Origin of the sequence: Parvibacter caecicola (assembly GCF_003725335.1) — a bacterium.
Lineage (GTDB): Bacteria > Actinomycetota > Coriobacteriia > Coriobacteriales > Eggerthellaceae > Parvibacter > Parvibacter caecicola.
The window spans coordinates 40,780-64,136 of sequence record NZ_QIBY01000002.1; the positions used below are offsets into that span (position 1 = coordinate 40,780).

At 62.9% G+C, this 23,357-nt stretch carries 20 protein-coding genes and 1 riboswitch; of the genes, 7 read left to right on the forward strand and 13 right to left on the reverse strand.

All coding sequences use genetic code 11. From position 1 onward, the window contains the following. Positions 1-2: 2 nt before the first annotated feature. On the reverse strand, positions 3-2,528 hold the full coding sequence (gene tsaD / locus DMP11_RS02210) for a tRNA (adenosine(37)-N6)-threonylcarbamoyltransferase complex transferase subunit TsaD (RefSeq protein ID WP_123184875.1): 2,526 nt from the start codon (positions 2,526-2,528) through the stop codon (positions 3-5). 302 nt (positions 2,529-2,830) lie between these two features. Here tsaD and tsaE point away from each other — a divergent pair, with 302 nt between their 5' ends. Next, entirely contained in the window at positions 2,831-3,346 is a 516-nt protein-coding gene (gene tsaE / locus DMP11_RS02215; RefSeq protein WP_183621482.1) for a tRNA (adenosine(37)-N6)-threonylcarbamoyltransferase complex ATPase subunit type 1 TsaE, read from the forward strand. 91 nt (positions 3,347-3,437) lie between these two features. Here tsaE and DMP11_RS02220 read toward each other — a convergent pair whose 3' ends face one another. From DMP11_RS02220 to DMP11_RS02230, 3 genes are all read right to left on the reverse strand, one after another. Further along, positions 3,438-3,953, reverse strand: a complete 516-nt coding sequence (locus DMP11_RS02220) for a DUF4430 domain-containing protein (RefSeq protein WP_123184876.1) — start codon at positions 3,951-3,953, stop codon at positions 3,438-3,440. A 32-nt stretch (positions 3,954-3,985) separates the two neighbouring features. Beyond that, positions 3,986-4,080: riboswitch (adenosylcobalamin-variant (AdoCbl-variant) riboswitch) on the reverse strand. A 213-nt stretch (positions 4,081-4,293) separates the two neighbouring features. After that, positions 4,294-5,982, reverse strand: a complete 1,689-nt coding sequence (locus tag DMP11_RS02225) for a formate--tetrahydrofolate ligase (RefSeq protein WP_123184877.1) — start codon at positions 5,980-5,982, stop codon at positions 4,294-4,296. A 262-nt stretch (positions 5,983-6,244) separates the two neighbouring features. Continuing rightward, on the reverse strand, positions 6,245-6,940 hold the full coding sequence (locus tag DMP11_RS02230; RefSeq protein ID WP_123184878.1) for a response regulator transcription factor: 696 nt from the start codon (positions 6,938-6,940) through the stop codon (positions 6,245-6,247). A gap of 122 nt (positions 6,941-7,062) precedes the next feature. Here DMP11_RS02230 and DMP11_RS02235 point away from each other — a divergent pair, with 122 nt between their 5' ends. Further along, complete coding sequence (locus DMP11_RS02235; protein ID WP_123184879.1) at positions 7,063-7,842, forward strand: type III pantothenate kinase; 780 nt, start codon at positions 7,063-7,065, stop codon at positions 7,840-7,842. Here DMP11_RS02235 and DMP11_RS02240 read toward each other — a convergent pair. Next, positions 7,839-9,203, reverse strand: coding sequence for a PFL family protein (locus DMP11_RS02240; protein WP_123184880.1), 1,365 nt, complete (start codon positions 9,201-9,203; stop codon positions 7,839-7,841). The genes DMP11_RS02235 and DMP11_RS02240 overlap by 4 nt on opposite strands. A 321-nt stretch (positions 9,204-9,524) precedes the next feature. On the opposite strand from DMP11_RS02240, the gene DMP11_RS02245 reads away from it, so the two are divergent. Then, entirely contained in the window at positions 9,525-11,243 is a 1,719-nt protein-coding gene (locus DMP11_RS02245) for a restriction endonuclease subunit S domain-containing protein (RefSeq protein ID WP_123184881.1), read from the forward strand. Positions 11,244-11,342: 99 nt separating this feature from the next. On the opposite strand, the gene DMP11_RS02250 is transcribed toward DMP11_RS02245, so the two are convergent. The 3 genes from DMP11_RS02250 to DMP11_RS02260 form a co-directional block, all read right to left on the reverse strand. Beyond that, positions 11,343-12,098: a TlyA family RNA methyltransferase gene (locus tag DMP11_RS02250; protein ID WP_123184882.1), complete on the reverse strand. Its 756-nt coding sequence runs from the start codon at positions 12,096-12,098 to the stop codon at positions 11,343-11,345. A 113-nt stretch (positions 12,099-12,211) separates the two neighbouring features. After that, a complete protein-coding gene (locus DMP11_RS02255; protein ID WP_123184883.1) occupies positions 12,212-13,261 on the reverse strand; it encodes an aspartate-semialdehyde dehydrogenase in 1,050 nt (349 codons plus the stop codon). Positions 13,262-13,466: 205 nt separating this feature from the next. Continuing rightward, positions 13,467-14,744 carry an aspartate kinase gene (locus DMP11_RS02260; protein WP_123184884.1) on the reverse strand — a complete coding sequence of 426 codons (1,278 nt, stop codon included), beginning with the start codon at positions 14,742-14,744 and terminating at the stop codon, positions 13,467-13,469. A 478-nt stretch (positions 14,745-15,222) separates the two neighbouring features. Between DMP11_RS02260 and DMP11_RS02265 the strand changes: the two genes are divergently transcribed. Genes DMP11_RS02265 through DMP11_RS02275 form a run of 3 tightly spaced genes read left to right on the forward strand, consistent with a single transcriptional unit; the run spans position 15,223 to position 17,299 of the window. Continuing rightward, on the forward strand, positions 15,223-15,783 hold the full coding sequence (locus DMP11_RS02265) for a hypothetical protein (RefSeq protein ID WP_123184885.1): 561 nt from the start codon (positions 15,223-15,225) through the stop codon (positions 15,781-15,783). Positions 15,784-15,790: 7 nt separating this feature from the next. Further along, complete coding sequence (locus DMP11_RS02270; RefSeq protein ID WP_123184886.1) at positions 15,791-16,030, forward strand: helix-turn-helix domain-containing protein; 240 nt, start codon at positions 15,791-15,793, stop codon at positions 16,028-16,030. A gap of 27 nt (positions 16,031-16,057) precedes the next feature. Beyond that, complete coding sequence (locus DMP11_RS02275; RefSeq protein ID WP_123184887.1) at positions 16,058-17,299, forward strand: radical SAM/SPASM domain-containing protein; 1,242 nt, start codon at positions 16,058-16,060, stop codon at positions 17,297-17,299. A 175-nt stretch (positions 17,300-17,474) separates the two neighbouring features. Here the strand turns inward: DMP11_RS02275 and DMP11_RS02280 are convergent, their stop codons facing one another. Further along, complete coding sequence (locus DMP11_RS02280) at positions 17,475-17,933, reverse strand: hypothetical protein (RefSeq protein ID WP_123184888.1); 459 nt, start codon at positions 17,931-17,933, stop codon at positions 17,475-17,477. Between the two features lie 146 nt (positions 17,934-18,079). On the opposite strand from DMP11_RS02280, the gene DMP11_RS02285 reads away from it, so the two are divergent. Then, positions 18,080-18,676 carry a hypothetical protein gene (locus tag DMP11_RS02285; protein WP_123184889.1) on the forward strand — a complete coding sequence of 199 codons (597 nt, stop codon included), beginning with the start codon at positions 18,080-18,082 and terminating at the stop codon, positions 18,674-18,676. A 355-nt stretch (positions 18,677-19,031) separates the two neighbouring features. On the opposite strand, the gene DMP11_RS02290 is transcribed toward DMP11_RS02285, so the two are convergent. The 4 genes from DMP11_RS02290 to DMP11_RS02305 form a co-directional block, all read right to left on the reverse strand. Then, complete coding sequence (locus DMP11_RS02290) at positions 19,032-19,661, reverse strand: DUF47 domain-containing protein (protein ID WP_123184890.1); 630 nt, start codon at positions 19,659-19,661, stop codon at positions 19,032-19,034. Positions 19,662-19,685: 24 nt separating this feature from the next. Beyond that, entirely contained in the window at positions 19,686-20,738 is a 1,053-nt protein-coding gene (locus DMP11_RS02295; RefSeq protein ID WP_123184891.1) for an inorganic phosphate transporter, read from the reverse strand. Positions 20,739-21,096: 358 nt separating this feature from the next. Next, positions 21,097-22,377: a trimeric intracellular cation channel family protein gene (locus DMP11_RS02300; RefSeq protein WP_123184892.1), complete on the reverse strand. Its 1,281-nt coding sequence runs from the start codon at positions 22,375-22,377 to the stop codon at positions 21,097-21,099. Continuing rightward, positions 22,370-23,335, reverse strand: a complete 966-nt coding sequence (locus DMP11_RS02305) for a peptidase (RefSeq protein WP_123184893.1) — start codon at positions 23,333-23,335, stop codon at positions 22,370-22,372. Before DMP11_RS02305 ends, DMP11_RS02300 begins: the two co-directional genes overlap by 8 nt. Positions 23,336-23,357 lie beyond the last annotated feature (22 nt).

Consider the following 23,357-nt stretch of genomic DNA (forward strand, 5'->3'; position numbering starts at 1 on the left):
CTTTAGTAGGGCTCTTCGAGGTTGGCGCCGGCGGCGGCATCGGCGTCAAGCGGCGCGAACTTCCCCGCCCGGTAGCGGTCCAGCGCCACCAGCGCGATCATGCCGGCGTTGTCGCCGCAGCTGGAAAGCGGCGGCAGTACCAGCTGCACCCCCATCTCGGCGCACAGCTGCTGATAGGCCTCCCGCAGCACCGGGTTAGCGGCAACGCCGCCCCCCAGGCAGAAGGTAGGGGCGCTGGTTTGCTGCAGGGCGGTGCGGGCCTTGGCAATCTGCACGTCCACCACCGCCTGCTGGAAGCTGGCGCACACGTCGGCCACCGGCACCGCCTGGCCCGCCTGCCGCTGCTGGTTCACATAGTTCACCACGGCGGTTTTCAGCCCCGAAAGCGAGAAGTCCAGGTTGCCCGAGCGCATCATGGCGCGGGGGAAATCGATGGCGGCGGGGTTGCCCTGAGCGGCGAAGCGGGAAATGGCCGGGCCGCCAGGATACCCCAGCCCCAGCGCTTTGGCCACCTTGTCGAAGGCCTCCCCCACCGCATCGTCGATGGTGGAGCCCAGCACCTGGTAGCGGCCCCAATCGGCCATGTGCACCAGCAGCGTGTTGCCCCCCGACACCAGCGAAACCACCGCCGACGGCGCAAAGTCGGGGGCGCCGATCTTGTTGGCGTACAGGTGGCCTTCCAGGTGGTTCGCCACAATGAACGGGATGTCCAGCGCCCACGCAGCACCCTTGGCGAAGGCCACCCCTACCACCAAGGCCCCCACCAGACCCGGCGCGTAGGTAACGGCCACGGCATCCAGGCGGTTCCACGGCAGCGGCGCGGGCTGCCCCAGCGCCGCTGCCGCCTCCTCCAGCGCGGCGTCGCACACGCCGCAGATGGCCTCGATGTGCTTGCGGCTGGCTATTTCGGGCACCACGCCGCCGAAGCGGGCGTGGAAATCCACCTGGGAAGCAATCACGTCGGCCAGAAGGCGGCCGGTGCCGTCTGTCACCGCCGCCGCCGTTTCGTCGCAAGACGATTCGATGGCCAAGATGAGCGGCCCCTCCGCCGCGGCAGCTGGGGCAGAGGAGCCATCCGCCGCCCCGTTAGGCGAGGAGGCCCCGGGCGCGGCAACGGACGTTCCCTCAGCACGCAGGGCGGCCGCGCTTTCACCTGCGCCGCCGCCGGCGGGCGCCGTCTGGTGCAGCAGGTCCATGCCCGCCACGTCCTTCGCGGAAGAGGGCAGCTGTGGCGCTTGCATGATGATGGCGTCTTCGCCGTCGGAGTAGTACCGGGGGCGGCGCCCCAGCGGCTGGTAGCCCAGCGTTTCATAGAAGGCCTGGGCGGAAGCATTAGAGGCGCGCACCTCAAGCGAGCTAGTGCGGGCGTTCAGGTTGCGGGCGTCGTCGGCCACCCGCGCCACCAGCTCGCGGGCGATGCCGCGACGGCGGAACTCCGGCACCACCGCCACCTTGAGAATCTGGGCATCGCCGTCCACCACTAAGGCGCCGGCATAGCCCAAAAGACGGGCGCCCGCGGGCAACGGCATGGAGGGGTCGGCCTGGTAAGCGGCCCACCACACCCTGTCGGTGCGACCCAAATCGTCGGCCACCGAGGCCTCGCTCCAGGCGTCGCTGCCCATGCAGGCGGCCTCCAGTGCCGCCACGTCGGCGGCCCGGGCGGCCCTCAGCGGCTTATAGGCCACGCCATCGCTGCCGGCCCGGGCGTTCAGCACCGCCGTATCGTGCATGGTCACATGGCGACTGTCCCGCGGCGGCGCCTCCTCGGGGGCCACGGCGTTGCGGCGCCGCTCCGCCTCTTCGGCATCGGACAGGCGGGTGTACACCGGCAGCACGAAAGCAGGGTTGTGGCGCGCGGCGTCAAACGGGTCGCACTCCCCCGCCTGCCACTGCGCCTGCAGCGCCCGCAAAAGGGCCGCGCCCGTGGGCGCCCACAAATCGGCGGCCAGCAGACGGCCGGCCGGCGCGAAGAGCCCTTGGTACTTCGCCAGCCCGTCGCCGGTGATGGCAGGCTGCTGCGGCCCCTGCCCGGCCTCCGCCAGCTGGTCCGCAAACGCCTGGGCCTGCACCACGGTATCTTCCCCCAGGCGCACCGGGGCGCCCTCTTCCAACTGATAGAACACCGGGTACACTTCCCGGCGCATGGCGTCGGCCGCCACCAGCAGCCGCCCGCGCTCACCTGCCACCCAGGCGTTCCAAGCCACGGCGTCCAGGCTGGACAACCCCACAAGGGCCGCCCCCAGCGCCGAAGCGATGCCCTTCGCCGTTGCCACGGCAATACGCACGCCGGTGAACGACCCGGGGCCGCGCCCCACCGCTACGCAGGCGATGGAGGCGCGCTCCACGCCCGCCCTCCGCAACAGCTGCTCTATTTCCGGCAGCAGCCGCGTGTTGGAAGCCCGGTGGGCCTGCACCTGCAGCGCCGCCACCTCTTCCACCGTTTTGTCCTGGGCGTTCAATCGTCCCAGCCCCACCGCGATCACTTCATTGGCGGTATCGAAGGCCAGCACGTAGTTCCGTTGTGTCATAGGAGTCCTTTTCGCTTTTCCGATGCCGCATATGTTAGCCAATTCGGCCCTTGGCGCGCAGCGGCGCGGCCGCCGATTGCGAAAACAACACGGCGCCCGAAGCACTGCGGCCTCAATCTGGCCAAAATGTGCTGGTTTGTCAGAAGCTGCGAGACGGGAAAACGCGTACAGTGCCCTCTGAACAATAATTACACCCCGCATTTAGCGAAGGTGCGGGGGTCTTTCGCACAAACACCGCCCTTTTGCTCTGACAAAAGAGGCTTTTTTGGCCAGATTCAAGCCCCGTGGCGTATCATGGGGGCATGGCAAACGGACTCACCTACATACGGCGCACCAACTCGGCAGAGGCCACTAAGCACCTGGCCGCCACGCTGGCCCCTTACGTGCATCCCGGCGACGTGATTGTGCTGGAGGGCGACCTCGGTGCCGGAAAAACCCAGTTCACCCAAGGCTTCGCCGCGGCACTGGGAGTGGCGTCGGCCGTCACCAGCCCCACCTTCAACATCCTGCTCACCTACCCCGAAGGGCGCCTGCCCCTCTACCACCTGGACCTCTACCGCTTAGACGAGGCAGAGCAGCTGGAAGACATCGGCTATTACGAGCTGATCGACGGCGACAGCGATGGCGTGGCCTTCGTGGAATGGGCCGAGAAGTTTCCGGAGTCGCTGCCCTGCGACTATTTGGAAGTGGCCATTTACCGCGATCCCGCCGATGAGTGCGCCCGCCAGATTCGCGCGCACTCCTTCGGCCCCCGCTCCCGCCAGCTTTTGTGCGTGTGGGCGAAGGATTCCAAATCGCGGCTGCAGAAATCCCACTAAACCGAAGACGCAAAAAGGGCGGGGCAAACCCCCGCCCTGCGCGATGCGGCGAAACCCCGCCGGCTTCGCCGCCCCTTGTTGCCGCGCCCCCTTAGAAGGTGACGTACTCCCATACCAGCTTATCGCCGGCCTGAAGCTCCGTCTGATCGGCGGCCACCGTGGGGCTTTCCCCGTTCACGGTGTAGGTCCAGCCGCTGGAACCTTCATTGGCGGTAGAGCCGATGGCAGTCACGAACGGGCCGTAATCGGATTCCTCCACCGACACCTGAAGCCCCGTGATCTTCAAGGCTCCCAATGCGGAAGTTCCCTGGTCAACGGCCATCTCTTCACTGTAGAGCGCAGCCCCTTCGTCGGTGGCGCTCATCACTTCCACGCTCACCGTTATCTTGTCGGCGCCGGTGACGGCAGAGTCATCCGCTTCGCCAGGCTCTTGCGGGCCAGCGGCCTGCTCGGCCGGCTGGGCCGCAGGGGCGCCGGAGCCATCGGTGGACGCCGGCTCGCCGCTGCAGCCCCCCAGCAGCGGGGCCGCCGTGAGGGCCAGGGCCAGCAGCAAGGCCCACGCCATGGCGCGAGGACAGCGCTTCTTCATCTCACTTGCTTTCAACATAGGTTCAAACCTTTCTCTCCAGGGCCCGATGCGCTCGGTTCGGCATTCCGACTTCGCCGCCTGCGGCGGGCTTTACGGTTACTGGCATAGCGGAGGAATCGCACCCCCATTCCCCGAAGCTGCAAGCTGCAGCATCTGTACCAAGCGGGCCACTTCGCGCTCCAACAAAAAGCTGCCGTCGCGCGCAAACGACAGCAGCTAGGAATTATAGGGCATGACAGGGGACGGGGGTAACGTCATATTGGGGCGCTGGCGCCCCAATATGACGTTACCCCCGTCCCCTGTCATGCGCCCCCGACACACCGGTTCCGGTGGCCGCCAGGCCACCGGAACCCGAAACCTAGAACAGCCCGCTGATTACGCCGTTCTCGTCCACGTCAATCTTGAAGGCGGCCGGCGCCTTGCCCAGGCCCGGCATGGTCATGATAGAGCCGGTGAGGGCCACGATGAAGCCGGCGCCGGCAGACACCTTCACCTGGCGCACCGTGATTTTGAAGTCGCGCGGGGCCCCCAACTTGGTGGCGTCGTCGCTGAAGGAGTACTGGGTTTTGGCCATGCACACCGGCATGTCGCCGAAACCGAGCGCCTCCAACTGGGCAATCTCCTTCTTGGCGGCCGGCTCGAAGATAACGCCGTCGGCATGGTAGACCCGCTTCGCAATGGCCTCAATCTTCTCCGCGATGGACAGCTCGCCGTCGTAAGAGAAGGTGAAGGTCCCGGCGCTGCGGCCCGCCTCGTCGCCGCTCTCGCACAGCTTCACCACTTCCTCCGCCAGTGCCACGCCGCCTTCGCCGCCTTTGGCCCATACTTCCGAAAGCGCCACGTTCACACCCAGCTCGCGGCACTTCGCCTCCACCAAATCCAACTCGGCCTTGGTGTCGGCGGGGAAGGCGTTGATGGCCACCACGCAGGGCAGGTTGTACACATTGGTGATGTTCTCCACGTGCTGTAGCAGGTTGGGCAGGCCCGCCTCCAGCGCCTCCAGGTTTTCCTCGTTGAGATTGGCCTTCGCCACGCCGCCGTGGTTCTTCAACGCCCGCACGGTGGCCACCACCACTACGGCGTCGGGGGCCAGCCCCGCCAGGCGACACTTGATGTCCAGGAACTTCTCGGCTCCCAAATCGGCGCCGAAGCCGGCCTCGGTCACACAGTAATCCCCCAGCGCCAGCGCCATGCGGGTGGCCATGATGGAGTTGCAGCCGTGGGCGATGTTGGCGAAGGGGCCGCCGTGCACGAAAGCCGGCGTGCCTTCGAGGGTTTGCACCAGGTTGGGCTTCAGGGCATCCTTCAAAAGTGCCGTCATGGCCCCTTCCGCATGCAGGTCATGGGCGGTCACCGGCTTGTCATCGTAGGTGTATCCCACCACAATTTTGCCCAGGCGCTCTTTGAGGTCGGTGATGGAAGTGGCCAAGCAGAACACCGCCATCACTTCGGAGGCCACTGTGATGTCGAAGCCGTCCTCGCGGGGCACGCCATGGGCCTTGCCGCCCAGGCCGTCCACAATGTGGCGCAGCTGGCGATCGTTCATGTCCACCACACGCTTCCAGGTGATTTTGCGCACGTCGATGCCCAACTCGTTGCCGTTCTGGATATGGGCGTCAAGCAGAGCCGCCAGCAGGTTGTTGGCAGCGCCGATGGCGTGGAAGTCGCCGGTGAAGTGCAGGTTGATGTCCTCCATGGGCACCACCTGGGCATAACCGCCGCCCGCAGCGCCGCCCTTGATGCCGAACACCGGCCCCAGCGACGGCTCGCGCAGGGCCACCACCACGTTTTTGCCGATGAGGGAAAGGGCATCTGCCAAACCCACCGTAGTGGTGGTTTTCCCTTCGCCGGCAGGCGTTGGGTTAATGGCAGTCACCAGAATCAGCTTGCCCGGCTGGTGCTGCTCGCGGCGCAACAGGTTGTAATCCACCTTCGCCTTGTAGTTGCCGTACAGCTCAAGGTACTGCTCGTCGATGCCCGCCTTCTCGGCAATGGCGGTAATCTTCTGCGGCTCGGCCGCCTGGGCAATCTCGATGTCGGTCAGCATGAATCCCTCGTTTCTCGTCCGGCGCCCCCGCAGAGCGCATGGCCCGCAAAGCTATGGCCGCCATTATAAGGGCAAACCGGCAGCGCAGTTCCCCGCACTCGGCCAGCAGCCGCAAATCCATGCCGCCCTCCCGGCGCCGCCCGTACACCCTGCCCCTCCCCCTTGGCCCCGGGCCGCTTCCTTGCGCCGGGCAAAACAAAAGCCCCCGGGCGCGGTGCCTCGGGGGCTTGCGTATTGCATGGGAAGGCGCTGGCAGCCAGCTCTACGCGTGGAAGCGGTAGCCGTAGCCGCGCACCGTCTCTACCAGGCCGGGATCGTAGCCAGCGCCGGCGATCTTGTCGCGCAGGCGCTTGATGTGAGTGTCCACCGTCTTAGTTTCGGTGAGGTACTCCCAGCCCCAGGCGTCGCGCAACAGGTCCTCGCGGGAAACCACCTTGCCGGCGCTCTTCATCAGGCTCGCCAGCAGCTCGAACTCGCGCGGGGTAAGGTCGATCTCGCCGTTCTCGCCCACGGCGGTGTGGGCGTCTTCATCCAAAGTGATGCCGCTCACGGTGACGGAGTTGCTAGCACCGGGGAAATCGCCGCCCGTGCCGCGGCGCAGCAGGGCGCGCACGCGGGCAATCAGCTCACGCACGCCAAAGGGCTTGGCCAGGTAATCGTCGCCGCCGATTTCCAGCCCCACCACCTTGTCAAGCTCGGTGTCGCGAGCGGAAAGGAACAGCACCGGGGACGTGGTTTTTGAGCGCAAGCGGCGGCACAGCTCGTAGCCGTCCATGCCCGGCAGCATGATGTCGAGGATAAACAGGTCGTACTTGTTCTTGCTCGCGAGAAGGAAAGCCTCTTCGCCGTTGTCAACCACGTCGGCGTTATAGCCTTCCTTTTTCAGGGCGTAGCTGACGAACTCGGTGATAGAGGGCTCGTCGTCAACAACAAGGATGCGGTTGGGGGTATCTGTCATGACAATGCCTTTCTCTCGTCATTAAGGGTGCACCCTTGGGGGCAAAACGTTTCAGGTTCGCAATAAACCTTGCTCTAAAATATAGCTATTATGGAGAAAAGTACAGCGAGGTTGTCACAATTATGTTACTTGTAGTGGATATCGGGAACACCCAGACCGTTGTGGGCATCTACGAGGGGCAACAGCTTTTGGCGTCATGGCGAATCGGCACGAATCGCTTGAACACCGCCGACGAGTTGCGCTCCATCGTTTTGCCGCTGATGAGCGCCGAAGGCCTTGACCCGGCGAGCATCCATCGAGCCGCCATCGCCTCAGTGGTGCCGCAGCTCACCGGCGCCTGGCAGCAGGCAGTGCGGGACGTGAACGGTATCGAGATGCTGTGCTGCAACGCAGAAACCGCCGCGGGCCTGTTCAGCGCCCACTACCCCAACCCCCGCGAGATTGGCGCCGACCGCGTGGCCGACGCCGTGGCCGCCAGTGCCCGCTACGGGGCGCCGGTGGTGGTGGTGGATTTCGGCACCGCCACCAACTTCGAGGTTATCGACCGCGACGGCTACTTCGTGGGCGGCATCATCGCTCCAGGGCTGCAGACCAGCGCCGGCGCCCTCACCTCCCACGGCGCGCTGCTGCCGGCTACGGCCCTCATCGCCCCGGCGCTGCCCATCGGCACCAACACCGTGGAGGCCATCCAGTCCGGCGTGATGCTGGGCGAAGCGGACCGGGTGGACGGCCTGGTGCGGCGCATCTTCGCGCAGCTGGGCTACGAGGCCGCCGTGGTGGCCACTGGCGGCCTGGCGGCAACCATGGCGCCGCTGTGCTCCACCATCACAGAGGTGAACCCCAACCTTACCCTGGAGGGGCTGCGGCTCATATTGGAAGAACAGGAACGGCGCGGCCGCTAGTTCTTCAGCGAGTTCAAAGGCGCCGGCATGCGGCCTCCGCGATGGGCGAACACGGTGCCGGCGCGGTTGTTCACCGGCATCACCGGCGCATAGCCCAAAAGGCCGCCGAAGTTCAGCGTGTCCCCCACCTTTTTGCCAATGGCGGGGATAAGGCGCACGGCGGTGGTTTTGCAGTTGATCATGCCGATGGCGCATTCGTCGGCGATGATGCCGAAGATGGTTTCCGGCGTGGTATCGCCGGGAATGGCAATCATGTCCAGGCCCACCGAGCACACGCAGGTCATGGCTTCAAGCTTTTCCAGGGACAGCGCCCCGTCTTCGGCGGCGCGAATCATGCCGGCGTCCTCCGATACGGGGATGAAGGCGCCGGAGAGGCCGCCCACGCTGCTGGAAGCCATCACGCCGCCCTTCTTCACGGCATCGTTGAGCATGGCCAGCGCCGCTGTGGTGCCAGGGCCGCCGCACTCTCCCACGCCGATGGCTTCGAGGATTTCCGCCACTGAATCGCCGGGCGCGGGGGTGGGGGCCAGCGACAGGTCCAGGATGCCCTTTTGCACTCCCAGCCGTTGCGACGCCTCGCGGGCCATCAGCTCGCCGGCGCGGGTGATCTTGAACGCCGTGGCCTTGATGGCCTCGGCCACCGTGGTGAGGTCGGCATTTTTGGGAAAGTCGGCCAGCACGGCGCGCACCACGCCAGGGCCCGACACCCCCACGTTCACCACCTCGTCCGCCTCGCCGGAACCGTGGAAGGCGCCGGCCATGAAGGGGTTGTCCTCCACCGCGTTGCAGAACACCACCAGCTTGCCGGCGCCGATGCAGTCGCGATCGGCGGTAGCACGGGCCGCTTCCAGAATCACATGGGACATCTTCAGCACCGCGTCCATGTTAATGCCGGCGCGGGTAGAGCCCACGTTCACCGACGAGCATACGTTGTCGGTAACAGCCAGCGCATGGGGAATAGAATCCATAAGCTTGTGGTCGGCCGCAGAGGCCCCCTTCTGCACCAGCGCAGAGAAGCCGCCCACGAAATCCACCCCCACCTCTTTGCCGGCGCGATCCATGGCCTGGGCCACGGGGGTAAGGTCGGCGGCGGTGACGGCGGCGCACACTTCGGCGATGGGGGTGACGGAGATGCGCTTGTTCACGATGGGAATGCCGAATTCCCGCTCCAGTTGCTGGGCCGTGGGCACCAGGCTCTCGGCGGCAGAGGTCATGCGGTCGTACACCTTGCGGGCCACGGCGTTGACGTCGCTGTCCACGCAGCCGCGCAGGTTCAGCCCCAACGTGATGGTGCGGATGTCCAGATTCTGCTTGTTCACCATTGCCAGGGTTTCGGCAATTTCCAAAGGCGTGATTTGCATGGAGGGCCCTTCTTCGTAGCGGATGTGCGCAGACGCGCAAGAGGCGCGCCGGAATGGTGCCACCATATTAGCGCCCAGCGCCGGGCCGCGCCGCCGCCGAGGCGCCTTTTTTCGCCCACAGGAGCGCCCCGCGCGGCCCTGCGCCCGCTCATGGCGCGGGGCACGGGGCAAAGGCGGGGCGCCCAAGCGGCCGATACGGTGCCGCAGAGGGCGGAGAAAACGAAAAAACACCGAATGGCGATTTACTTCCACTTCCGAAACGGGTATTTTTGGTTTACTCCAACCAAAAACAACCAAAACGCAGCAAGGAGGAGGCAGCACATGGACGCTTACCGCGGCGGGCAAGCCCCCTCGCCGGAACTGGGCCACTACCAGCTGCGGCAAGCGGTGTTGCAAACGTTGCGCTCCATCGGGCTGCGCCCCTCCGGTACCATGGGCCGCGAGACCATGGAGGCCGCGGTGGCCCAGCTGGCCATCGCCCCTGGCGACCTGGTGTTCGTGGACACGGAATGCCCCGATTTCCTGGCGTTTTTGCTCAGCGGCCTTGCGGGGGATGTGGCCGTGGCGCTGGCGCCGCCCCTCGATGGCTCCCTCTCCCCCGAGCAACTGCTGCGGCTGCAGGACAACATTGGCCGCACGGCTCTCTCCATCACCGGCAGCAACCGCTTCGCCGACAGCGAAACCGCAGGCCAGCGCCGCCGGGCTGGCAGCTTCAAGCAGCTGCGCCACGGCTTCGGCGGCCGATTGCGCCAAGGGGTGCAATCCGGCGGTTTGGCGGTACCGGTGTCCGCCTCCCAATTTCTCAGCGATCCGCTGTGGCTGGCCAGTTGCGGCGAAGAGGCCGCTGGCGCCGCCCGGGCCGCCGACGATCTGCCCCCCAGCACCGCGCCCTGCCCCGGTAGCGCCGGCGCCGCCCCTGAAGGCGGCTGCCCCGAGAAGAAGCGCGGGCGCGGACGGCCGCGGAAGTACCCGCTGCCCACGGCGGCCATCTGGTGGACCTCCATTCCCGCTGCCGACAAAACCACCATGGCCTTCTGGGACATGAACCGCCACCTGTGCGGCGCCATCGGGCTGCCGGGCACCGAGCGGGCGGCGCTGTTCCTGCTCTCCCCCGAGGAAACCACCGCCGTGGAAATGGGGCAGCTGACGCCCCAAGACGATGCCGGCGGCACTGCGGCGGCCTTGGAGTCGCGGCGGGTGGGATTCGGGGAAATCTTCGCCAACGGGAAGCGCTACTGCCCCGATTGGTACCTGGACCCCCAGAACACCTGTGGCGAGGCACCGCTGGAAGCGGTGACCAGCCGCATCGGCCGCGGCACCACCCTAAGCGGAAAGAACCTGCCGCTGGAAGGGCCGCTGCCCCAATGCCCCGCCATGATTCAGCGGGCCCAGCAGCAGCCGCCGGCCGTGCGCCCTTCGTGGATGCCCCGCACCGACACCTACATAACCTGGGGAAACCTGCTCGAACCCACCGATTGCTGCTATTTGGAGGCCTCGGGCATCCATCCCAACGGCTCTATCCACCTGCAGCGGCTGGCGTTCATTCCGCCCCAGCAGGAGCGCTACACCATCGCCCCCGAAGACGGGCCGGTGCTACTGCTGCCCCGCGACGGCGGCAGCTGCGCGCTGGCGGAGGCCCCCTGCCCCATCCTGTTGGCCAACAACGTGTTTGCCCTGCGCTTCCCCTCGGGCGATGCCGGCGAAGAGGAAGAGGCGCCCCGCAGACGGGGGCGCAAGCCCAAGCCGCCCTCCCCTTTCGGCAACGCCAGCTCGCCATTGTGCGCCGCGCCGCTGCCGGCATACGTGGAGGTGTTCCTGCAAAGCGAGTACGGCCGCGCCCTGATAGGTCAATTGCCCAAGCCGCTGGGAAAAAGCGACATTGCCGCGCTGCCCATCCCGCTGCTTTCCGAGGAGATGCAGCGGGAGGTAATCGAGCGCGATGCCGGCATCAGCCGCACCGTGGCCCGGGAAGCCGAACGGGCCGAGCGAGTGATCGCCATCATGGAGGAAGCCGCCCGCACCAACCGCTTCGAAGCCTAGGGGCGCACGAGGCGACGGCGCAGAGGGACCTGGGCGGGGTCCCGGCGCGAGCATCCCTGTCGGGCCGACAGCAATGTTACCCGGTCAAGCATGGGGAAGTTAGGCGACTGGCCTATAGACGGCGGACACCAGGTACTCCACGTTGCCTTGGGCGCCGGTGATGGGTGATTCCACCACGCCTTCCACTTTGAAGCCGGCCGCCGCCAGCGCCGCCTTCACCTCGTCCACCGTGCGCAGCCGCACCGCCTCATCGCGCACGATGCCGCCATCGGTTTCCTCATGGCGCGATTCGAATTGCGGTTTCACCAGCCCCACGAAGCGGGAACCAGGGGCGCACATCCGCGCAATCACCGGCACCAGCGGGGCCAAGCCGATGAAGCTCACATCGATGACCACCAGGTTGAAGGGAGCGCCCAGCTGGGCCGGGCTGGCGTCTTTGATGTTGGTGCGCTCGAACACCGCCACTCGCGCGTCTTGCCGCAGCTTCCAGGCCAGCTGGCTGTAGTTCACATCCACGCAAGCCACGCTGGCTGCTCCCTCTTGCAGCAGGCAATCGGTGAAACCGCCGGTAGAAGCGCCGATGTCCAGGCAGCGCATCCCTGCGGGATTGATGGCGAAAGCCTTAAGCGCGCCGGCCAGCTTGTAACCGCCGCGGGAAACGTAGCCGCGCCGCCCCTTCACGAATATGTCCGCATCGGGGGCCACCGCCACCGCGGCGCTGGAAACGTACACGTCGTCCACACGCACCTCGCGGGCAATCACCGCCCGCAGCGCTTCTCCCCGGCTGGCGAAAAAGCCCCGCTCCACCAGTAGGTCGTCCAGCCGCATCTTCTTTTGTTTCGGGGAGGCCACCATGTGCTCGCTTCCATCAGCTTGACCAAATGAAAAAGGCAGAGAAGAGATCTCTGCCCTGTAGTTTATCGAAACGCACCGCGGCCCGCAGCAACGGGCCCGCGCGCCGCGCGCCCTTACGGCAGCAGCAGCTGGGCGATCTGCACGGCGTTGAGCGCAGCGCCCTTGCGAATCTGGTCCGCCACGTCCCAAAACGCCAAGCCGTGGGGCACCGAAGGATCCTTACGCAAGCGCCCCACGTAGGCGCCGTCGGTGCCGGCCAGAATGCCGGGCATCGGGTAGCAGTTGGCGGCGGCATCGTCCATAAGGGTGAGCCCTGGCGCCGCCTCGAACGCGGCCTTGGCCTGCTCCACCGTCACCTCGTCGGCAAACTCCACGTTGATGGATTCGCCATGGCAGCGCAGCACTGGCACTCGCACGCAAGTAGCGGCCACTTGAATGTTCGGGTCGCCCATAATCTTCTTCGTCTCCACCACCATCTTCCATTCCTCTTTGGTGGAGCCGTCGTCCATGAACTTGTCGATGTGGGGGATGCAGTTGAAAGCAATGCGGTGCTGGAAGGCGGAAACCGTCAGCTGGTCCTCGGGGGTGCCCTCCAGGTACTCGCGGGTTTGGTCGTACAGTTCGGCCATGGCAGGCGCCCCAGCGCCGGATGCGGCCTGATAGGTGGAAACCACCACGCGCTTGATGGGGGAAATGTCGTAGAGGGGTTTCAAGGCCACCACCATCTGAATGGTGGAGCAGTTGGGATTGGCGATAACGCCGTTGTGCCAGGCCACGTCCTGCGGGTTCACCTCGGGCACCACCAGCGGCACGTCCTCGTCCATGCGGAAAGCGCTGGAGTTGTCGATCATCACCGCGCCGGCAGCCACCACCGCCTCGCGCATCTGCTGCGACACGCCAGAGCCGGCCGAGAACAGGGCGATGTCCACCCCTTCGAACGACTCGGGGGTCATCTCCTGCACCACCAGGTTGCCGGCGGGCACCAGGCCGCAACCTTCGAAGGGCAGCTCTTTGCCGGCCGAACGGGTCGAAGCCAGCGCCCGCACCTCCGCCGCCGGAAAGTCGAGGTCGTGCAGCACGTTCAAAAACTCACGCCCCACGGCCCCCGTGGCTCCCGCCACCGCCACTACCGGATTCGCCGGCATTTCTTTCGTCCAAGCCATATCGATTTTCCTCTCAACCCATCAATTACAAATCGAAAAATCCATCTGGTTCAGCTTTACCAATCTATGGTCCAAATGAGCAAGCGAGAAGCCGCCCGGCGCCCCAGATTGCCCTGCGCAGAGGGCCAAGCGTACTTCGGTACGCGCCGCGCCCCCTGGAAAGGGCAAGATGGGGTGCCCGGCGGCTTCGCAGCGTCGAGTAGTTCTAGCGGCCTTTGTTCATCTTCGCCGCAATCTCTTCGGCGGAAAGCTGGGTTTCCTCGAACACGCTGTCGGAATCGAGGCCGAAGGCGGTGTGCAGGCACTGCACCGCATGGGACACCTGGGCCAGATCAACCACCACCGAAAGGCGGATAGGCGACGTGGAGATGGCCAGGATGTTGATGCTGTTCTCCCCCAGCGTGGAGAACGCCTTGGCAGCCACGCCAGGCGACGACTTCATGCCGGTGCCCACCAGGCTCACCTTCGCGATATCGGTATCCACCTCGTAGTACGGCGCCTGGATGGAGGGCAGAATGCGGTCGAGCGTTTCCTTCGCACGGCCCAAATCCCCCTCAGGGCAGGTGAACGAAATGTCGGTGATGCCGTCCTTCGACACGTTTTGGATGATCATGTCCACGTTCACCATGGTGGCAGCCAGGGTAGAGAACACCTTGGCGGCCACGCCGGTGCAGTCGGGCACGCCGCGGATGGTCACCTTTACCTCGGACGTGTCGTGGGCAATGCCGGTGATGACGGCCTCTTCCATTTCGGATTCCTCCTTGATGAACGTGCCCTGCGCATCGGAAAACGCAGAGCGCGAATGAATGACCACGTTCCACTTGCGGGCGAACTCCACCGCGCGGCTCTGCAGCACGCCGGCGCCGGCGCTGGAGAGCTCCAGCATGTCGTCGTAGGAAATCTCGTCCAGCTTCTTGGCGCGGGGGGCCACCCGCGGGTCGGCCGTGTACACGCCGTCCACGTCGGAATAGATTTCGCACACATCGGCCCCGATGCCCCAGGCGATGGCCACCGCCGTGGTGTCGGAGCCGCCGCGGCCCAGCGTGGTTACGTCGTCGTTGGCATCGATGCCCTGGAAACCGGCCACCACCGGCACAAAGCCGCGGTCGAGCGCCTCTTGGATGCGCTCGTTGTCCACCTTCACGATGTGGGCCTTGTTGTGGGTGCCATCGGTGAGAATGCCCGCCTGGCGGCCGGAGAAGCTCATGGCCTTGTAGCCCAGCGCCTCGATGGCCATGGCCAGAAGCGTCATGGACACGTGCTCGCCGGTGGACAGCAGACGGTCCAGCTCGCGGGCGGGCGGGTTCGAGGTCACGGCGCGGGAAAGCCCCATCAGCTCGTCGGTGGTCTTGCCCATGGCGGACACCACGGCCACCACCGCATCCCCTTGCTGCTTGATGCGCACCAGCCGCTTGGCCACGTTCTTTATGCGCTCGGGCGAAGCCACCGAGGTCCCGCCGAACTTTGCGACAATAAGCGCCATAGAACTACTTCCCTTATCGTTTCGAAGTCGCTTGCAAAAGCTCGCACCACTATAGCGCATACCGCGGACGCCGCGCCGAGCGCACCCCCGCAAAGCGCCCGCCAAAGGGGCGAACGCCGCAAGCAGGTGCGCAATGGGAGGGCGCAACCGAGCGGACCCACTCCCACCAGCCTGCAAGACAAATGCCAAACAGTCACTATCGCTCTGCGGGCACTGCGCAGGACAAATCGCTTCTCAAAGCAGATTCTTGATAAAGGATATTCAAAAAAGCTATATTGCTAGTAGAATGAAGAACATTAGATTTAGCCATCACAGCGAAGAGGAGGAGCCACGATGCTGTTCTACATTGATGCTTCTGCCAGTCGAGGATGCCTAGACATTGGCATAGGAGGTGTTTGCTTGAGCGTTGGTATGATTTCCCTGCCGAAACAAAACCCACTGTCCTAGGGCGATAAGCCAAGTAGATAAGAGGTATCCCGTGGAGCCACATTGCACTGAAACAGTAGCGACCAACAAGGCCCTTTCCAGGCTTCAGTCCGCATCCAGGGTTTTGTCCGTCGTATTCCTGATAGTGTTTGCCGTTCTTTTCCTCTTATGCATAGCTGCCATGGTTCTGCTTACCGTCGGCGCTCTCCAAGAGGGCATGGCGGGCGATGCCTCCTTCTGGGTCAACTTGATCTCTACGGCCGTTTCCTGCATCGCGTTCCAGCTTGTCGTCTTTTGCCTCTTCGTTGGCTTTCGTAGCATAGGTCGCGGCCACTCCCCATTCACAAAGCTCTTATCGCGGCTGATTCTTGTCATCGGGGTCCTCTTCCTTATCATCTTCATTGCCGAGCTGCTCTCCGAGTCCAGCTTCAGCGCCTACGTGTACCCCTCAAGCGACATCCGACTGGGAATCGTGGACACGCCCCCCGAAAAATCTCCCTTTTCGATTTTCGTTGACATAAAGGCGCTTTCGGCGGCTGTGGTATGCTTCTGCCTATCGATGGCATTTTCCTATGGGCGAATGCTGCAGGAAGTGAACGACGGGACGGTATAGGCCCCCAATGGCAATCATCATTCGGCTTGACAGAGTGCTTGCAGATCGAAAAGTCAAATCCGTGGATCTAGCCAATAAGCTCGGGCTCTCCCCCCTTTCCCTCTCAAGACTCAAAACGGGAAAGGTCAAGGCCGTAAAAATCGAAACCATGGACGGTCTTTGCAAGCTTCTGGATTGCCAACCTGCAGACATCTTCGAATATGTCCCCGATGACGAATGCGACGGACTGTTCGGCATAGACGACTAGCCCCCTTAAACGAAGAAGGATAGCGCCTTGAAGCTCAACTGCCACGCAGCTCTCTTTCGGTTTGCAAGCATCCCAATGCTGGGCAACACATCAACTGGCTGCATTGTAGGGCTAACCCAAACAGGGTTAGCCCTTTGTGAGAAAATGCTGCAAGAGGACGTTCCCAAAGAAAAGGCATTTCAAGAAGAGCCTCAGCTCTGTCAGCACTTGCTCGATGCGGGATTCTGCGATTCAAATGTCGCAGAATCCCGCCATCAGCCCAAATCCGCCTATCTCCATGTAACCCAACGATGCAATTTAAATTGCATCGGATGCTATTCCGCCAACGAACTTAGGAACGCAGCAAATGATCCATCGGCAACCGATTTGAAAAAAGCCATCAATCAGTTGCAGCACGTTGGCATTTCTCATCTAATCATTTCTGGAGGAGAGCCGCTGTTACGCAATGACCTTGAAGAAATAGCAAAGCATGCCAAGGAGAATTGCGGTATATCGGCCATCACAGTTCTCAGCAACGGAACCCTAATAACCAAGGAAAGGGCTCGCGCACTCTCCCGCTATGTTGACAAAATAGCCATCTCGTTTGATGGGTGCTCATCAGATTCCATTCCCTACATTCGTGGAAGCCAGAGGTTCGACCAGCTCTGCACGGCGCTTGAGGCGGTCGTAGATTCAGGGACAACGGGACACATCATCGCGACGGTTCATGCCAAAAACTATGACGACATGCAACAATACCTTCAGCTAGCAGATCGCTATGGCGTATCCGTCAATTTCAGCCTCCTGTCCTGCAGGCCCAGCAACGAGCAAATCTCCGATCTCATACCAAATCCCCAGGCGCAAGCAGATTTAAGCAGAACGCTTATATCCTGCTCATCGACAACGATGGTGGATGACTCCCCATTAGGACCCTCTCTCGTGGCTCGGAGCAGCTGCGGGGCCGGATGCACCTGTTTGAGCGTAGATTCGGATGGCTCAGTCTACCCCTGCCACATGCTCCATTTTCCAGAATTCAGAATGGGCAATTGTTACGCCGAAGACATTGCCTGCATACTTGAGGACGACATCGCCCAATGGTTTCAAAGTTTTGATTCCGTTGCGATTCCCCACTGCAACGAATGCCCTTATCTCAGATTGTGCGGAGGCGGATGTCGGGCGCGGGCATTTTATGCTTCGTCAGATATTGCGGCCCCAGACCCTTACTGTCCAATGTACAAGACATACTTCGCAGAGTACGAGCCCATCTTCAAAGCTGCACTCTTTTCCTAATCAATAAACCAGGCAAAGACCATCCGGAAAGACCAAAAGATCCCATGGGTATAGAAGTGCCAATCTAGCAGGAAGGCAAGCTGATTGGACGCCAGACGGTCAAACAGCGGAGGAGACGATTGCCGCTTCCTCCGCTGTCGTACGCGCTCAATCTAACTTACCAACAAGGCTCTTATCAGCCAAGCTTCGGTGACCCGGTTGGATAAAACTCTTTATATTTTGTATTCCCATCCCAAAGCCTCATCATACCCTTCGCATAAATTGGGCCAGCCTTTTTCGCACAAGTTCTGCTAACCTTCCAAAATTCTTGGGCCGGAATGACGCTTGGATTGTACTGCCAGCCACTACTGTACAAAAGCGCTCCTGTATTCCAGTTGTATATAATCGCATTGAGTCCCAGACGATTGATGTCCGTTTTGTGGGTTGCACGCGCTTGCTGGGTAACCGTTGGACTATCTAAGGTTCCAGAAATGATAGCTCGAGTATTTGCCGCAATGGTGTTCGTCGTCCTGTAGAAGCACCAGGATCCAGCGTACTCCGCCGCATAGGCCACTGACGAGAACACAAGCAAGAAACTAAGGGCTGCCGCCGTGCAGGTAGCGGGAATTGAAATTATCCTCTTCTTTTTCAGCATCTTTCATCCCTTCTCTCAGATTTCTCCCGATGTAACCGTATTATAAATATTAATATTCAAAATTTGATATTCAATATTGAATTTTTGTATATCATCTGATACCATGCCATCGTCATTAAACACAATGCGACACAGAGGAGGTCCTTATGAAGGCACGTGTTTCTTGGATTGCTTGTGGGCTTGCGGGAGTTGCTGCGGTGGTTTTGGCGGTTCCGGTCTTCTTCGCTGCCCCCTCCGATGGCGCTGCGGCTTTTCCTCAGAACGAAGCCGGCCTCACCTATGGCAGTGCGCTCAATTTATCCGACGAGGCCGCACCCGATCTTATTCTGGTTGAAACCACCGATGGGCAAGAGGGCTACGTCTACAAGAGCGACCTGGACAACGCTTCCGGAGCCACCGTATCTACCCCCGACGAGGCAGCCGCCTACGAAACGGAAAAGGCGGATCGGGCACGTCAGGCCCTTGCCGCCGCGGTAGACAGAATGATTGAAAGCGGATCCATTTCAGCGGAAATCGGTGCTGGCGAGGCTGCGCTCTCCGAACTCAAAGAAGAGGCCAGGCCCGAACAGCAGCTGGCCTGGGTATGCAACCGCCTCAACCTCACCGATGCCCAGCGAAGCATTCTCACGGCCGAAATGGACAGCGCCGTTGCCAATGCCATTCCCGTGTATCAAGCTGATGGCGCCACGGTAATCGGTGAATTCTCCGTTGGCGAATCCTACGACGCCGACTACGTTCTGTAGACAGCCCCTCCCCAATCGCCCCCATACTGCCCGCAGCAACCCCGCTGTGGGCAGTTGCTTTTAGGACGCACTTCACGAGCGGATGTCACCACACCACAGGCCCAAATCAGCAGCCGAGGGTTTCCCAGGTGCCCCAGATTGGCCCGAAGGCCGGCCGATATGGGCTCGTCCGACCGGAACCACATCCTGGCTGGGCCGGCCCGGCAGGTCGGAGCGAGGTCCGGCCAAGCGGAGTAGAGGGGAAATCCACTCGCGCGCCAGCGCGAGTTAGTTCCCCTCGTACGGAGCGTCGAGCGCAGGCCTGTCGGGTCGGCCCACCCTCCAGCAGTTCCGCTGTCCGCCAGGACGGCGGAGCTTACACGTTCTTGAGCACGATGGTGCTCATGGCATCGGCTACGTGCTCGCAGGTGTCGCAGCACTTCTCCATGTCGGTGTACATGCGCGACCACACCAGCACATGCACCGGGTCTTCCCGCTCGATGGTGTGCAGGCGGCGCATGGCGGCCACGTACAGCTGGTCGCCCTCTTCCTCGTTGGTGTTCACATCCACAATGAGCTGCTGGAACTTCTTGGACTTGCGGAAGTTGCGGAAATCCTCCATGGCCTTGTCCAGCGATTCGCAGCTCTTTTTGATGAGCTTGGCGAACAGGATGGCGTCCTCGGGAATGGCGTCCACGTTGTACATGTACAGGTGCTGGATGACGTCCTCGATGTTATCCAGCACGTTGTCCATAGCGTGGGCCAGGTTGATGATATCCTCACGGTCGATGGGGGGCATGAAATCGACGGCCACAGTTTTGTATACCTCGTGGTTGATATCGTCTCCCGCATGCTCGAACACATGACTGCGATCAATGTTCTCGACAAGCGCCTCGGACGTGGTGAAGTTTTCCACCGTTTCCACCAACAGGCTCGCCTCGTTCACCGTCAGCTCGGACAACTTCTCAAACGCGTCGAAGTAATCGAACTTCTTTTTCTTGGCCATGGCCATTCTCCTTTTCGCGCTAATTTAGAGCACCAGCAAAAACAGCTTCGCGCACACAAAACCAAGTATGCCGCACCCAGGGAACGTGAGCACCCAGGTTTTCACCATATCAATGGCAATGGACCACTTCACCGCCTTGGGATTGCGGGCGGCCCCCACCCCCATGATGGCGGTAGTGTTAGTGTGGGTAGTGGAAACCGGCAGGCCGCCGAAAGTGGCCACCATGAGACTGACGAAAGTGGACAGGCTGGCAGCGAAACCCTGGAAGGAGTCCAGCTTCACCATGCTCACCCCAACGCTTTTGATGATGCGCTCGCCCCCCACCGCGGTACCCAGGCCCATGTTGGCAGCACACAGCAGCATCAACCACAGCGGCAGCGTCATTTGTTCAGTCATGCCCAGCCCCGAGGCCATCATGGTGGCCAGCATGAATATGGACATGAACTTCTGGCCGTCTTGGGCGCCGTGCATGAAGGCAACGCCGGCACCGCTGAAAATCTGGGCCCAGCGAAACGCATGGTTAGCCCGCTGGCGGTTGACGTTGCTCAAAAGCCGCCCGAGCCCCTTGTAATTAACCCACCCCAGGCCAAAGCCCATGAGGGTGGAAAGCAGGATGCCATAGATTACCTTCACCCATTCGCCCCAGTTGATGGCATCGAATCCGCCAAACACCGCCACGGCGGCGCCAGTGAGGCCGGCAATGAGGGAATGGGATTGAGAGGTGGGAATGCCGAAGTACCAGGCGCTGGCTCCCCACACGATGATAGCCACCATGGCGGCCATGAGGGCCACCAGCGCCGTGTGGCTGTCGGAGCCGAAATCCACCATCGAAAAAATGGTGGTGGCCACGGCAGTGGATACGAGAGAAACCAGCAGGAGGCCGAAGAAGTTGCAGATGGCGGCCATCATGATGGCGCCGCGCGGCTTCATAGCGCGGGTAGAGACAACGGTGGCGATGGCGTTGGGGGCATCGGTGGCGCCGTTGACGATGATGACGCCGATGTTTAGAAGCACTACTACCACCAGCACCGGATTACCGGCCAGCTGCGCAAGAAACGATGCAAGTTCGATGGTCAAGAAGAATCCTTCCATACAGCCAACGGCCGCAAGCGGCAAATCGCCGCAAGCGCACGGTGAACAATTCTAACGTAAGTTTAACCAAGGGACAGCGGACGGGCACCTTTCAAGAAACCTTGACAGAAAGCGGTTATCGAACTGGCGTCAGCGGAGAATGCGGGCGGGTATGCCAGGGGCGAGACCGCAGGGCACGCCGGAACAACGGGGTGCCGGACGCTGGGCCATGGGCAGCAGGCGGGCAGACGCGGCGGATGCAGAGCCGCGGGCAACGGAGATGCGAAGTTGCAGGAGCCCGGACAACGGAGCTGCAGAGCCGCCGGGCGCAGGCACACCAGGCGCGGGGCCACAGACGGGCGGCCTATTCTCGCGGGGCGAACACGCCGGTAAGGGCCTCCCCCTCGTGGGTTTGGGGCTCGAAAGGGTCCTGCTCGGGCCGGTCGCCATCGGAAGGCGCTGCCGTCGCTGCGCCGCTGCGCTCCACCGCGCCGCTACGGTCCACTTCGCCGCTGGCCCCCAGTTCATACATGAGCCGGTGAAGCTCGGTGCGGTTGACGAAGATGCGGTCGGACCCCGGGGGCACCGGATCCATTGCCGTAGCGCCATCGGTGGCCGCAGCCGGCGCAGGCGCAGACGCGGGCGTGGCCCCTTCCCCGTCCTCCTGCGCATTGGCGACCCGGCCCCCCTCGTCCGCCATCAATGAAGACACCGGCTGCCCTTTGCGCCCTTTGCGCCAGCGCACCACTCCCCCGGTAACGGCAGCGATGTTCTCGGTGGGTTGCACCTTCACCAAAGGCGGCATCTGGTCGGTCATTTGGCCGCCGCCCTCAACGCCCCCCTCGGCCGCGTCCATCCAATGGCCGGAAATCCGGTTGTAGAAGCGCCCCCAGGCGCGGCGCATTTGGGCCCCTGGCGAGTTGTCGCGGTCGCGGGCAGTTTTGCCCACCGGCACGTGCACCTTGCGGGCGATGAAACGGAACGGCTTCTTCATCGCATGGGTTACCACGTCGCTGTAGTCGCGGGCGGGGCGGGTGCGCCAACCAAACGCCAGCGCCGCATAGCGGATGACCAGCACCACGCCGGCGCACAACAGGGCGTTCACGCTGGGAAGAATGTTGGAAGTGTCCAGCACGCAGTACAGGGTGCAGCCCAAAATGGCAGCACTGCCATAAATGGGACCAGCCTGGAATGCAGCGGGGCGCCGGCTCATCAGCACGTCGCGCAGGATGCCGCCGCCCACAGCGGTAAGGGTGCCCAAGATGATGGAGGGCACTACCCCCAGCCCCGCCGACATACTTTTGCCGGAACCGATGATGCACCAGGAGGCCACCGACAGGTTGTCCAGCAGGTCCACCAGCGGATCGAGGTAAGTGGCCAGGCGGCCGAAATAAAACACGATGATGCTGGCGATGACGCAGGCCACCAAAAGCGACGGGTTCTGGAAGGCGTAGATGCCGTAATCCTGCAGCAGCAAATCGCGCATCATGCCGCCGCCCATACCGGTCACGCAGGCGATGAACGCACAGCCGAACACGTCGTAGCGGGCCCGTACTGCCGACATAGCGCCGGACAGACCACCGGTCATGACGGCCAGAAACTCCAGCCAGTAGGGCATCGATATGGCTACTTCAAGCTCACCCATGGTCTTCCACCGAAACAATCATGGCCCGCGTGGGGCGGCCGGAGAAGTTGATGCTGTCGGTCAGGCGAAACGCCGCCTCCTCGTCGAAGCCCTCGCCTGCCACCACGGCCGCGTCCGCCTGAGCAAGCGCCAAGGCCCGCTCGTACAAATCGAAGAAGCTAGCGGTGGACTCCCCCTCCAGGAAGGGGTCGCGCCACGCCGTACGCTGGCTGTTGGCGAAAGGGCTGTCTTCCAATTGGATATCCCGGTGCGACATGGCCTTCAAGAACGAATAGGGGCGCACCAGCCGTTCCAGCGATGCCAGCACCTCCCGCTTCAATCCGCGCGGGGAATACAGCCCCCGCAGCGCCAGGCGATGGGCGCCCACCGCGGCGGCAAAGGCCTCGGGCGCCACGGCCATCTGGAAAACATCAGCCGCAACCTGCGCGTACATCTGGGAAATGGGGGCCAGCACCTCGGGCGAGCCGTGCAATATGCGCTCGGCGGGGTTGAAGGTGGCAATGGTCTGCCCGAGCCGCTTCCACAGCACCAGCTCGTCCAGCTCGCTCTCGATGAGGGCGTGCACCTCGTGCCCCTGGCTTGCATCCAGCCCCTCTACGCCGGCATCGCACAGCTGGTACTGCTGGGCGTACACAAAGGGGTGCACCGTGCGGTCGAGGCGCCAGTGGGCGGCAAACCCCAGCACATAGGCGCGGGCGATGGCCCCTTGTTCGCCGGAAAACACGGCAGCGGCCTGGCGAAATGCGGGCAACAGCTCGGCCGGATCGGCCCGATGCATCAGCGCCCCCAGCCGCACCGCCGGAGCATGCAGCGGATTCAGCGCCACATAAAACAGCGGGTCGGGGCCCTGATTGCCCAGCAAGAAGGCGTCCGACTCTTCCTTGGTGGAGCCCACAAGAAAGCCCACACGGCCCAGCAGGTCGTTTCCAAAAGCATCGTGGGTGATGATGGCGGGCATGGCGGCACTTCCCTTGCGAACC